Source organism: Pseudoalteromonas apostichopi (assembly GCF_030297135.1).
Taxonomy (GTDB): Bacteria; Pseudomonadota; Gammaproteobacteria; order Enterobacterales; family Alteromonadaceae; genus Pseudoalteromonas; species Pseudoalteromonas apostichopi.
The window spans coordinates 740,858-754,127 of sequence record NZ_AP028065.1 but is presented as its reverse complement, the minus strand read 5'-3'; the positions used below and the strand labels follow the sequence as shown (position 1 = coordinate 754,127).

Genomic DNA, 13,270 nt, shown 5'->3' with positions numbered 1-13,270 from the left:
GCCAATCGATAAAATAAAACTGAGCTTTTGAGCAAACCATCAAATTATTAGATACCTCTACAATGACAATACCCGCGCAGGCCATACGGTTTGGCTTGGTAAGATATTGAACTTTAATGAGGTCAGCATGCAACAAACAGTATTAGTAACCGGTGGCACTGGATTTGTCGCTACTCAAGCGATATTACAATTATTGCAGCAGGGCTATCGGGTAAACACCACAGTGCGCAATTTGGGTAGTCAAAACCAATTGTTTGAGACGCTGCAACATGCAGGTATTCTAGAAATCCAAGATAACTTACATCTCATAGAAGCTGACTTGCTAGATGACAACAATTGGCTAAGTGCAATGCAAGATTGTGATTATGTGCTGCATGTTGCCTCACCGTTGCCCATGGGCGAGCCAAATACAGAAGATGATGTTATTAAACCTGCGGTTGAGGGCACGCTCAGAGTTTTAACATTCGCCAAACAGGCTGGTATTAAACGTGTGGTGATGACATCCAATTTTGGTGCAGTGGGCTACAGCCACACCGACACTAGACAAGTAATTACAGAGCAAAGCTGGACCAACCCCAAGCAGAAGGGCTTGTCTGCGTATAATAAATCCAAAGTTTTGGCAGAGCGGGCTGCATGGGATTATATTCATAACGAGGGGAAAGGGTTAGAGTTGACCGTAATTAACCCAATGGGAATTTTTGGTCCTTTGATTAATCAACGTCTGTCTGCTGGACATACAATACTTCGCCAACTGATGAGCGGCGAAATGCAGAGGTTGCCAGATATTATCATGGGCATAGTGGATGTGCGTGATGTAGCGGATTTACATATACGAGCCATGTTGTCACCGCAGGCGGCAGGGGAACGTTTTCTGGCACTGGCTGGGGGGAGTATGTCGTTGATGGATATTGCACATTATTTGAAAAAAGCCATGCCGCAACATAGTACTAATATTTCAACCAAAGCATTGCCTACCTGTTTATTAAAGATCGCGGCACTATTCAATCCTAAAGCACGTGCGATTAAACCTTTGGTAGGGGTTTGTCGACAGACGTCTAATAAAAAGGCCCTTACCATGTTGGGTTGGCAGCCGCGCTCAAACGAACAGGCCGTGTTGGCCGCTGCTCAGTCGTTGGTTCACTACAAGTTACTTTAACATGATGAAACTGAATGAAATTAAGTCTTGTTATTTGGGGCCAGAAATTTCCCCAGAGCAGTTTGTGCCTGAGCATATGTTTATTTTCTTAGCGCAGGGTGTACTCACGGGTTTTGATGGTAAAAATCGCCATCAATTACACGCTGGGCAGTGTTGTGTCGTGCGTAAAAATCATCTGATACGTTACAATAAACAACCTATTAACGGGCATTTTGAAAAAGTGGTCGTAATTTTTGAGCAGTCTTTTTTGCAAGGCTTTGCAGATAAGTATCCAATTAATTTAGAGCACGTTGTGCCGCAGCAGGCTTATGTGGAAGTTCAACTTAGTTCGTTGTTGCAGAATTTTATTCATTCTTTAGCCCCTTACTATCAAGGCGCGGGAAATATCAACCAGCGTTTTGCAGAGTTAAAACGTGAAGAGTTACTACTGATTTTACTGCAACAGCAGCCGGATTTAGGCCGTATTTTGTTTGATTTCAGGCAACCCGGTAAGCTCGATCTGAAAGCCTTCATGCAGCAGAATTATAAGTTTAACGTTACACTTGAACGTTTTGCCTATCTTAGCGGACGGAGCTTAGCTGCCTTTAAACGCGATTTTAAGGAAATATTTCAGCTCTCACCAGCGGCTTGGTTAACGTCTAAACGACTAGATGAAGCGCATTTTTTGATTGAGCAAAAACAGCAGAAACCTTCAGATATTTATCTGGAACTCGGTTTTGAAAACCTGTCACATTTTTCCTTTTCATTCAAAAAGCGCTTTGGATATAACCCAAGCCAACTGAAGAATGAAAAGAGTGTTAGATTAACTGATAGGGATTAATGCAAACTCGCAATTCTAGGATTTTAAAGTAAGTTAACTTATATATTAACGATAAAGCCTCTGTTTCTTTTAACACATAATGCATGGCTAAAGCAGAGAATGGAAACACTTTATAAGTATTCTAATATCATCACACAACTGAATACTTCAGAGGTTTTATTCCGAAATTCACCTAATACAGCCGATGACCTAAAACGTTTTTGTCTAGTAATGAGTTATAAATAATCGAGAAGTCTGAAATTAGTTTTAACTTAATTCAAATACAAAAAGCCGTTGCTGCAATGCAACGGCTTTTTTGTTGGCGAATATATGGAGCTGTTATCTTTCTGTTATCAAGTTCATACAAACACAATTTAGGTTAAATATTCACTAAATATAGATGGCGGAGCGATGGCTCGCCTTTTCGAAGAAAGTATCTGCCATACAGATAAGAGAAACCCTGCGTGATACACGATTAATTGCGTTCTTACTTCACTTTTAATATTCGTAACTTCAGACTTTTTGATGATTATTCTGACACTCCAAGCCACTTCGACGCTGTTCTTTTGTTAGGCCCTTGAGTAAATATGCTACCAGCTTTTAAATCTTCAGCTGAGCTTATTAATATCCTAAATATCGAAATAGTTTGTTAGCAGTAATATCTTCAATAACAACAATAATTCAGAGGCAAAATATTTGGGGTTTGAAAATGATACATGGATATTATTCAGTTTTTTTACTAATGGCTTCGATGCACAAAGCTATATAAAAATGCGATTTAAAAACCAATTACATCACCTTTAACTTTGTTTAAAAAACACTCGCAAAAAATGAAAAAAAGTATCTATACTAGAAACTGTATCGAGCTCAGATATTTCAAGGAGAAAGGAATGAATCGTTTAAGTCGAGTGGGAGCTATTATTTCAGTATTACTGCTTTCGGGACTACCACAAGCATATGCTAGCGAAATAGATAGAACAGTGATACCTATAAGTAATGGGAAGTTTGAAGGAAAAATAGGCAAAACATTTGAAACTTCAAAACAGGATTATCCGCAGCCAATTCAGGCACCAAAAGGCGCACCTAATGTCGTAGTGATTTTACTTGACGACTTTGGCTTCGGGCACCCCAGCACCTTTGGGGGGCCAATACCGACCCCTTCAATCGATGAATTAGCTAATCAAGGTTTAAAGTTCAATCGTTTTCACACTACCGCGATTTGCTCACCAACTCGTGCCGCTTTACTGACAGGTAGAAACCATCATCAGGTTGCTTCAGGCACGATTACCGAGCTTTCAACAGGTTACCCGGGTTATCACAGTGTTTGGCCCGATGAAACAGCGACCGTTGCTGAGATATTAAAAAGTAATGGCTACAACACGGCTGCATGGGGTAAATGGCACAATACTCCTGATTGGGAGACAAGCCCTATAGGACCATTTGATCATTGGCCTACAGGACTTGGGTTTGAGTATTTTTATGGTTTTCAAGGCGGTGAAACAAGTCAATGGGAGCCTCAATTATTTAGAAATACCACCCCTGTTGAGCCACCTAAAAAACCGGAAGAAGGGTATCACTTAACGGAAGATCTTGTTGATGATGCTATAAACTGGATAGGCCAACAAGAGTCTATCGATAGTGATAAACCATTCTTTATGTACTTTGCAACGGGTGCAACACACGCTCCTTTGCATGCGCCGCAGGAGTGGAATGATAAATTTAAAGGTAAGTTTGATCAGGGCTGGGATAAAGTCCGTGAAGAGACACTTGCACGACAAAAATCGCTTGGCGTAGTACCACAGAATACCAAGCTGACAAAACGACCTAAAGAAATAAAGTCGTGGGATTCTCTGTCTGCCAACGAGAAGAAACTATTCAGTCGACACCAAGAAGTATTTGCGGGTTTTGCTGCACATACCGACTATCACGTAGGCCGGTTGCTTGATGCTATCTCACAATTACCCGATGCAGATAATACCATGATTATATTTATTGCTGGTGATAATGGCCCAAGTGCTGAAGGTAGTGCTACTGGTACGCTTAACAATATGATGACTCAGAATGGTATTGCTGACACTGTTGAAGGGCAGCTTGAAAAAATCGATGAACTCGGTGGGCCTCTTCACGAAAATCACTTTCCGGTTGGTTGGGCGTGGGCTGGCTCTTCACCATTCCAATGGATGAAACGAGTACCTTCACACTTCGGTGGTACGCGAAATGGGCTTGTTATTTCATGGCCTAACTATATTAAAGAGCATGGTGGCTTACGATCGCAATTTCATCATGTAATTGATATCGTGCCAACGATTTTAGATGCAGCACATATACCTGAGCCAAAAATAGTGAATGGAGTAGAGCAGACTCCAATAGCCGGTGTAAGTATGTTGTATTCACTAAATGATAAAAATGCTGAAGGTAAGCGTAAGACTCAGTACTTTGAGACTGGTGGTCACCGTGCAATTTATAATGACGGTTGGGTTGCTGCCTCTTTCCACGGTGTGCCGTGGGACTTAAGTGGCTCAGCTGGCTTTGGTAACGATAAGTGGGAGCTTTATAATATTGAAGAAGACTTTTCTGAGGCGGTAGATTTATCGAATAAATACCCAGATAAACTTAATAAGTTAATCTCTATTTTCGATCAAGAAGCAGAAAAATATAACGTCTATCCACTTGATGATCGTTTTGTTGAGCGAGCATCGAACCCTGAACGTCCAAGTGTGACCAAAGGGAAATCAAAATTCACTTATCTACCAGGTACTAGTCGCGTGCCAGAGGGTAGTGCACCTCCTGTATATGGTCGCTCTCACACAATTACTGCAACGTTTAATATGCCTAAAGATGGTGCAGAGGGTGTATTAGTAGCTGTAGGCGGTGGTAGTGCTGGTTATAGTCTATACATTGAAGATAATAAACCTGTCTATGTAATGAATTTCTTCAACGAGGATCACTATTACTTAAAATCTAAGGAGCCATTACCTGCGGGTGAGGTCACTTTGACACTTGATTATATTCAACAAGGTGAAGCTCCGAATGGTGGACAAGCGACTCTTTTAGTTAACGGTAAGAAGATTGCTACCGGTAAGATAGATAAAGTACCACCTGTTCGTTACTCAGCGACAGAAACACTTGATATCGGAAAAGATCTCGGTTCCACTGTTTCACGAAGCTACTATGATAAAGCTCCTTTTGCTTTTACTGGTCAGCTTCACAAAGTGGAGTATGTACTGAAGTAGTTGTTCAACTTGCAAGCCCACATTAGTGGGCTTTGCTTTCCATTAGGATACTAACTTTCAAGCTCCCTACTTTTTAATAAGCAATTAACCTTTGTAACCTTTGTGGGTACAATCGTCAAATAACCTGTATTATGTATATTCTTTGATTTTAGATGGTGAGAGCTCTTACTTAACCATCTGATTTTGGTGTTGAAAATTGAAGGTGAAATAATGTTAAAAGGGAACTTTGTGGCTATTAAAATGGTTTTTGCGTGTTTGCTTGTGTTAAATCTTGGGGTTGCTGGTGCTTCGGCTAATGACGATACACCAATAGAGACTGTGGTTGCTGATGCTAATTTCTTAGCGTGTTTACAAGAAAGTGGCTATAAAACGGTGGGTGAGGTGACAAAAATACATTGCAGAGATCGCGGTATTACCTCAGCCAAAGGGCTTGAGTATTTTAGTAACTTAATAAAACTCGACCTCAGCAATGAAGGGGATAGCTTCATCGTTGGTGAAATTGGTGGCATTACAAGCAGACCAACCGATAAGAAAATGCCAAACCAACTGACCGAAATCGACATAAGCCACAATAGCCAGCTTTTCCTTGTTGATTTAAGTCAGAATAGCCTTACGAGTATTGATGTAAATAACAACGAAGAGTTAATGACTTTAATGCTGAGTGGCAATAAGCTTTCAAAGCTTGATGTAAGCACTAACAGTAAACTTACATGGCTTGATCTTAATGATAATAAGCTGACTGGCGAATTGACGCTTGTTAATTCTGAACTGTATCAACTTAATCTGTCGGGCAATAAGCTCACAAAAGTAAATATACCGAGTGGTATTCGCAACCTTGAGCTTGCAAATAACCAGTTAAAAAACCTAGATTTAAGCAAGTTCAAGATGCTTAGCGAACTAAACCTAGATGCCAACCAGCTTAGCTCTTTAGACATAAGCCATAATAAAAAGTTAACTGCACTTTACGCCAGTAATAACCACTTAAGCACTATCGATTTAACAGCAAACCCCATGCTTCAAGTGCTCTTTTTGTCGAATAACAAACTAAAAAATATTGATTTACGTGAACATGAAAATTTAGTTGATATCAGCCTTTTTAATAATCCACTACAAAAGGTAGATGTTAGCAAAAGCTATAATTTAGAGCTGTTAGAACTCGACAGCCGTGTTGAGTGCATAGGCATTGGTTGTGCAACAAGGTTTGAAGGGTATTAATACCAGCGTGTAGGGTAGAGCGCAGCGAAACTCGATAAGTTAGCGAGGGGAAAGGAGAAAGGAGCTATCAGCCGTCAGCTATCAGATTAAAACAAAAGAGCTTTAAGCCATAAGGTTTAGGTTAGATTGTAGCTGCATATAGTTAAAGCGAAATGCTCACCCGTAGGCGTGAAATTTATTTCGCGCTAAGAAGTTAGAGTAAAGTCAAATAGAAAGACCTGGCCCCATCTGTTTGTTAATATTTGCTGGTTGCTTAAAAAATTATGAAAAGGGAATAAATATGTTCTGCTGTAAAACACTCATCAAATTATTAATGAGTGTGTCTATTATTTTTGGTTCATCTTGTTATGCAAAGCAAGATGTTTATTTTGGTACAGGCTCAGTATCTGGTGATGGTATTTATCATTCGGTTTTAGATAAAAAAACAGGAAAGTTATCTGAGCCAGTTCTTGTTGCAAAAATCAAAGAGCCGAGCTTCTTAGCCAATCACCCAACTCTGAATGTATTATATGCAGCAGCGACAATAGACAAAACGCCTGTAGTAGCTGCATATAGCAAGCTAACTAACGGAAAACTTGCTTTGCTTAATCATGTTGAAATTGGTGACGGTAGTGGGGCACACATCGCTGTTCACCCTTCTGGGCGCTTTTTATTAACAGCTCAGTATGGCGGCGGATCTGTGGCGGTATTTGCACTTGCTGCTGACGGTAAAGTTATCAAACGTAGTCAGTTAATAGAGCATACTGGTGGCTCAAAAGTCGTTAAAGATCGCCAAAATAGCCCTCACCCTCATTGGGTTGGTTTTTCACCTGATGCAAAATTTGCCTTTGTTCCAGACTTAGGGTTGGATGCTGTAATGATCTATCGTGTAGCAGACAATGCAGCTGAATTAATCGGGCATGGACAAGCGGATACAATAGCAGGAGGCGGTCCAAGGCATATGCGTTTTTCTAAAAATGGCCAGTTCATTTATTTATTAAACGAGTTGGATTTAAGCATTTCTACCTTTACGTATGATGCACAAACTGGTCAAACTAAACGAGAGTTTGTAGTGCCTACGTTAGGCAAAGCAATTAAAGAGCAGGAAGACTTTAATTCAGCTTCAGAAATTCTGGTACATCCAACAGGTAAATATGTGTATTCAGCTAATCGCGGTCATGATTCTGTGAGTGTATTTGCAAGCGATGAGTCAACTGGCTCTTTAAGACTACTTGAAACAGAACATGTTCGTGGTGCGTTTCCTCGTAATATTAATATGGACCCTGAAGGAAAGTGGTTATTAGCGGCAGGTCAGCATTCTAATACTGTGGCTGTATTTAAGATTGATCAAACAACAGGGTTACTTCAGTATAGAACCAACAGTACAGTAAATGTTCCTGAACCTACTTGCATCTTGTTTAATTAAAACATAAAGGGGTTTGGTGTTTCTTTTACCTAACCCCTTTATCAACCCAGAACTGACAATATGCTGTTAGCAGCTATTGAATCAAACTCACTTGTTTAACATAGGTGTCAGTTTGCAAACCAAAGTGGCCTAGTACGTAAGTGTAGGTGGCATTTTCATTCCATAAACGGCTGCTGTGAATACCATACACATAGCAAGTGCCTGTTGAGCAGACAATTTGATCAGAGTAGCTTTTTATTGAATACACTTTGTCGCCTAATGCTTCACCATAAATACTGTTTAATAACGGGCTACCAACCGATAAGCCATAGTAGCCACAAGTGTTATTCCACACGTTGTATGGGTAAACACCACAACTTAATAGGCCCCGTGCGGCACCTGCAACACCTACAAAGGTATCAACATCTGATGCCATTGCTAACTTATAAATTTGCTGCGCTGCGAGTGTTACACCCATTGAATGGCCGATAATATCAATCTTACCTGTGCAAGATTGGTTGATCGCAGTAAGAATGGCGTTACGCACTGGTGTTTCTTCACTGCCATTATGATCGTTGCAGCTCGCGCAAGATTTAGATCCCCAATCTGGGGTGAAAATTTCACTGTCGGCGTAACCTTTTCGTTTTAATTCATTAATTGTGTTACTCCAACTAGAAGGGGAGGCGGTATTTCCATGTACAAGTACAACATTATCTCTGCATGCTGCAAGAGCCGTTGTGCTCATACCTGCGCATAGCGTAATCATCGTCAATAGGCGTCTCATTGTGTATTCTCCTGTTTAACATTTAATTTACAATGTATGAAGTTTAAACAGGGCAGGATATAGTACTTTCGTGCAGCGGCACTATTTAGCATTGTGCAATGTATGAGTTTATATTTTACTAGCACTGTAGGCGTGAAATTTATTTCGCGCGATGAACAAAAGAGCTATCAGCTTTCAGCCGTTAGCTATCAGATTGAAAGTTAGCAAGTTAGAGAAAGTAGAGAGTAAAGCAACTCGAGTCTTGTCCTCACTTTTTTCTCCTAAAATCTAATAATTTGTACTTAAAAAACGCCCAAAAGTTAAATTATTGTAAATGTTTTCTTGCTTTCGTACCTGTTTGGTCTATGTTTTTGGTCGGAGGTCACTCCTCCAACCTGATAGATAAGATTACAATCAACAGGAACACACATGAAAATAAAAACACTCTCACTAGTGCCAGCTTTAATGTTGGCTGCGGGTATCAGCCACAATGTTTTTGCTGCGCAAGGAGTCGCATTCGTGCACGGTACAGGCCAGCAAAGCGATGCGTATAATGACTATTGGACAGGCAGCTTTGTTGACACAGTTCGCCAAGGTTTGCCCAATAGTAGTAATTACACGGTCATTAATTGTGACTTTGATCAGTACATGTGGGCAGATGCTGCATCTGGCTGTTTAGCTGGGCAGCTCACTACATTTATCAATAATAAAAACATCACTGATTTAACCCTGATCACCCATTCTAATGGCGGTAATGTGGTGCGTTGGATTTTATCTAATCCAACATGGGATAGCCGTTATCCAAATATTATTAGCAAAGTAACGCGTACTATTGCACTGGCACCTTCAAGTGGTGGCACGCCTTTGGCTGATGCGGTTATTGCAGGTAATTCGTTCGAGCAAAGCTTAGGTTGGCTTTTGGGCTACGGCAGCGATGCAGTAAAACAACAGCAAGTATCTTGGATGGCGTCGTATAACGCACAATGGCTGAATGGCACTCCAAACCGCCCAAGTTTACCGTCTCGATTCGAAACTGTAGTGGGCAGTGATGTTGAATCAGCTGTATGGGATAGCGACAGCTATTGCGGTGGTTACCAAAACCAAGTGGGTCTTGAAGTAACACAAAACTGGTTAGACAGCTGCTCAGATGGCTTTTTAAATTGCAGTTCTCAGTCGTTAGCTGGGGTAGTGTGGTTTACCGATAAATCACGGACCCAAGGCAGTGAGCCTTTGAGTCATCAGCAAAGTCGACGCAACTGCTTTGGCTTGCCAAACATGCTTAAAAATCGAATTTAGGAGCTAGCTATGATTAATAAGTTAACCACACTTACAGCTGCAATCATGCTTGTAAGCACAGCAGCACAAGCAAATGATCAAACGGTTTATCAGTTTCCTCAAGTTCAACCTGCGTTAGGCGCTCAGCTGCAAACACTTGAAAAAGACAGCGTTGAGTATTGGCAGAAGGTTTCGGGCAAGGAACTTAAGCGAGGTGTGCCAGTATTTGTAAACCAAGCTGATAACTTTATTCGTATCGCGCCAAAAGCACGTTTTGATAATGGTGAAGTATTTAAGCCTCATGGCTTACAGCTTGATAAGCTGTCGGTACGTGATGACAACTTTAGACAAATGCCAATGCAAACAATGGTTGCACAAGAGCAAATGGAAAATGCTGGGTTTAACGATGGTAGTGTTGGGTTAAAGCTCGGTCAGGTCAATGGCAAGGCAATGTTAAGAACAAGCCAAGCACTTAACGACAACGACACCTACTTGCTGCATGTGATTGAAAAGGGCTCGAGTAATGCTTTGCATGCTAAATCGCAGTTTAGAGTAAAAGATCATCAACAACGTGTCGCTATGCAGCTCAGTATGGGCAAAAAACGCTTTAAAGATAGCGATGTGCAGTTAACACTTTCAAGTCCAGATGGCGAAAAGCTTGATGTGCGTTACGAAAATGGTGAAGCCGTATTTAATTACCCACTTGAAACCTTAGGTGCAGTAAATGGTTACTATGAGCTTGAGGCTAGTGTAAATACTAAAGTGAATGGTCAAACTGTTAAACGATCTATAAAAATGCCATTTGTACACAGCATGCAAACCATCAGTATGGATAAAGCTAAAGTGACAGCGCTAGGCAACAATAAATATCAAGCCAAGGTGCCAGTGCAAGTGACCGAATCAGGCCGCTTTGCTATTCGTGCAACCTTAACTGGTAAAGGTGATAAAGGTGAACGCATTAAACTAGCAACGGTCGAAGTTGCAAAACAGATTGATAGTTATGGCAGTTTCACGATGCCTTTCGCGGTCACTAAAGCAGCCAAAGCCCCGTTCGAGCTGGTGGATATTGAGCTTACCGACCAAACGCGAATGTTAAAGTTTGCAGGGGAATAAAGGGGAGTTCTTATCGTATGTTGGGTGGAGCGAAGCGAAACCCAACAAGTTTGCGAGCTGCTAGGGGAAGGAGCTATCAGCTTTCAGCCGTCAGCTATCAGACGAAAAAGTTTGCGAGATGCGAGTTTAGGCGTTTTAACGCCGAACTCTGTGGTTCAATTTATTTTTAGCACAAAGAGAAGACAGTGAGAAGTGAATGAGTAACCCAACAAATCCATCAATTTTTTAATAATTCCTCTTAAGCGCAGCGTCTCTTATCCTCTTTGTGATTATTATTTTCAAACCCTGTTTTTCTCTATGTAGCGCGAAGCGCCTCGGTGTACTCTGTGGTTCAATATTTTTTGCACAAAGAAAAGAGAGTGAGAAGTGAATGAGTAACCCAGAAAACCATCAAATTTGTTTTTAATAATACCTCTTAAGCGCAGCGTCTCTTATCCTCTTTGTGAAAATTATTTCTCTTTAGTTCATTTGCTTTGGGAAGTTAAAAATATGCTCAGTTTGAATTTGAACACAAACAAATATCTGTTTAGTTGGTTGTTTTTGTGTTTATTATAGAAATTAAACAACAATAAAGTTTGAGCTAATAAGCTCACCAAGGATGGTTATGCCAGATATGTATTTTGGAATGATCGCCAATCTAGGCGTTGTTCTATTACTCGTTTTAATTTTAAAAACACTCAATAAAGTTACAATAAACCTAACTTGGTTTCTTGGAACTCTTTTTATTCTATTTTGCTATTTCTTGGCCTTATTCAAAGGTAAAGAACTCATCTCACTGGATTTAGTCTTTTCAGATCTTAAATGGAATTGGTCAGGGAAAATAGTCGCTATTACTGTTTGGGCCTTAGTTTTAGCTTCATTAGCCGCTTTTAAAAGTGACTTTAAAATCAAGGAGGCAGGTTTTACTTTTAGTCAGAATGAAGGCTCTATAAAGCCAGCAATGCTTGTTTTAAGTTTGTTTATAGCATTGCAAGTTATTGTAACGCTTAGCCTAGGCGATGGACCAAATTACGACTTTGAAACATTACTCTATCAAGCTCTTATCCCAGGACTCGATGAAGAGCCAATGTTTAGAGGTGTTTTACTATTTTGTTTTTCATTGGCTGTTGTTTCATCGCGAATTAATTTCTTTGGCTCGCAAATAAACATTGCAGGCTTACTTTTAGTTTTATTATTTGGTCTAGTTCATGGTGTTATGTATATCGATGGTGAGTGGCATTTGTCTGCATTCAGAATCGTATTAACTGGGAGTTATGGATTTATTTTGCTGTGGTTAAGGGAGCGTACTGGCAGTCTTGTTTTTCCAATTGTAGCGCACAATATGGTGAACTTTGTTGGGCAGTTAGTTTAGTGCTTGAACGTAAAGGAAATGTACCTTCAAGTAGATAGGTTGGCTTAATGGAAAAGTAATGGCAGAATTGTGTTTTAAAAATGGAAACTTAAATAATGGATTATAATCAGCCACTTTCGAAGCACTCCCTTGATTTAAACCTGAGCGACCGAGTTTGGTTTAGGTTTTCAACTTTCTATAAAAAGCCCGTTTTGCAGGCTGATTCTAATACAAAACTTATGTCGATACCGGGCTTAGCTGTGTTGTCGGGTGGCGCTGAGTTTTTGTTTTTCTTTATGACTATCGCTATTGCTGTAATGAGCCTAGTGTTACAAGAAATGATGCAGCCGATATCCGCTTTTGTAACTAGTGTGAGTTGTTACCTTTGTGTATTTATTACCAAGCGAATCATGATTTATAACAAGTTTGGCTTTGGTCGTAAGTGGGTTATGAGCATATCAAAAGACTCACTCGAAATAGATAGGCAAGCAGTAAAGGGAAAAGCTTCAAAAATTTTGCATATCACTAAAGACGATATCAAAGAAATCGTTTTTAATTATACTTTTCATGGCAGAAGTGGCCGTATTGTGGACGATAAAACGGCCAATTTACACGCTTGTGAAATTCATCAAAAAGATGGCAAGGTTGTTACACTAGATAATATGCGAGTGGGTCTTTTTGATGTGTTATATCTTTTAAAATTCTATCAATACCCGCTGTTCTTTAAAGGCACGACTGCAGGTGGTGCTGGTAATATTGTGATTTTGATTATGCGGCTAATTTCTCTTTCTGCGATCATTTCGGCTCTTGTAATGTTGGCTTTTAATTTAAAGTCATAAAGGTGAGCTATTTATAAAGTTATCAGACTTAAAGTACTTAAGTTAGCGAGTTGTAAGGGGAAAGATACGAGTTTAGAGGGACAAGATGCGAGGTGTAGGAGGCGCTTTAACGCCGAACAAAAATGGAGATATTAGATATCAGTCGTAAGAAGTCAGATTAAAA

10 protein-coding genes are annotated in these 13,270 nt (G+C 40.2%); 9 read left to right on the top strand and 1 reads right to left on the bottom strand.

What is annotated here, in order from left to right; translation table 11 throughout:
* Window positions 1-127: 127 nt before the first annotated feature.
* The 5 genes from QUE86_RS03375 to QUE86_RS03355 all read left to right on the top strand — a co-directional run bounded on the left by QUE86_RS03375 (window position 128) and on the right by QUE86_RS03355 (window position 7,808).
* Complete coding sequence (locus QUE86_RS03375) at window positions 128-1,156, top strand: SDR family oxidoreductase (RefSeq protein WP_286259212.1); 1,029 nt, start codon at window positions 128-130, stop codon at window positions 1,154-1,156.
* 1 nt (window position 1,157) lies between these two features.
* Window positions 1,158-1,976, top strand: a complete 819-nt coding sequence (locus QUE86_RS03370; protein ID WP_286259211.1) for a helix-turn-helix domain-containing protein — start codon at window positions 1,158-1,160, stop codon at window positions 1,974-1,976.
* An 869-nt stretch (window positions 1,977-2,845) separates the two neighbouring features.
* Entirely contained in the window at window positions 2,846-5,188 is a 2,343-nt protein-coding gene (locus QUE86_RS03365; RefSeq protein WP_286259209.1) for an arylsulfatase, read from the top strand.
* A gap of 210 nt (window positions 5,189-5,398) precedes the next feature.
* On the top strand, window positions 5,399-6,403 hold the full coding sequence (locus QUE86_RS03360; RefSeq protein ID WP_256854679.1) for a leucine-rich repeat domain-containing protein: 1,005 nt from the start codon (window positions 5,399-5,401) through the stop codon (window positions 6,401-6,403).
* A 280-nt stretch (window positions 6,404-6,683) separates the two neighbouring features.
* Entirely contained in the window at window positions 6,684-7,808 is a 1,125-nt protein-coding gene (locus QUE86_RS03355) for a lactonase family protein (protein WP_256854678.1), read from the top strand.
* A 73-nt stretch (window positions 7,809-7,881) separates the two neighbouring features.
* On the opposite strand, the gene QUE86_RS03350 is transcribed toward QUE86_RS03355, so the two are convergent.
* On the bottom strand, window positions 7,882-8,571 hold the full coding sequence (locus QUE86_RS03350) for an alpha/beta fold hydrolase (RefSeq protein WP_130050868.1): 690 nt from the start codon (window positions 8,569-8,571) through the stop codon (window positions 7,882-7,884).
* 408 nt (window positions 8,572-8,979) lie between these two features.
* Between QUE86_RS03350 and QUE86_RS03345 the strand changes: the two genes are divergently transcribed.
* From QUE86_RS03345 to QUE86_RS03330, 4 genes are all read left to right on the top strand, one after another.
* Window positions 8,980-9,846 carry a hypothetical protein gene (locus QUE86_RS03345; RefSeq protein ID WP_167658072.1) on the top strand — a complete coding sequence of 289 codons (867 nt, stop codon included), beginning with the start codon at window positions 8,980-8,982 and terminating at the stop codon, window positions 9,844-9,846.
* Between the two features lie 9 nt (window positions 9,847-9,855).
* Entirely contained in the window at window positions 9,856-10,938 is a 1,083-nt protein-coding gene (locus tag QUE86_RS03340) for a DUF4785 domain-containing protein (RefSeq protein WP_130050870.1), read from the top strand.
* A 604-nt stretch (window positions 10,939-11,542) separates the two neighbouring features.
* Window positions 11,543-12,289 carry a CPBP family glutamic-type intramembrane protease gene (locus QUE86_RS03335; protein WP_286259202.1) on the top strand — a complete coding sequence of 249 codons (747 nt, stop codon included), beginning with the start codon at window positions 11,543-11,545 and terminating at the stop codon, window positions 12,287-12,289.
* A gap of 95 nt (window positions 12,290-12,384) precedes the next feature.
* On the top strand, window positions 12,385-13,107 hold the full coding sequence (locus tag QUE86_RS03330) for a hypothetical protein (protein ID WP_256854675.1): 723 nt from the start codon (window positions 12,385-12,387) through the stop codon (window positions 13,105-13,107).
* Window positions 13,108-13,270 lie beyond the last annotated feature (163 nt).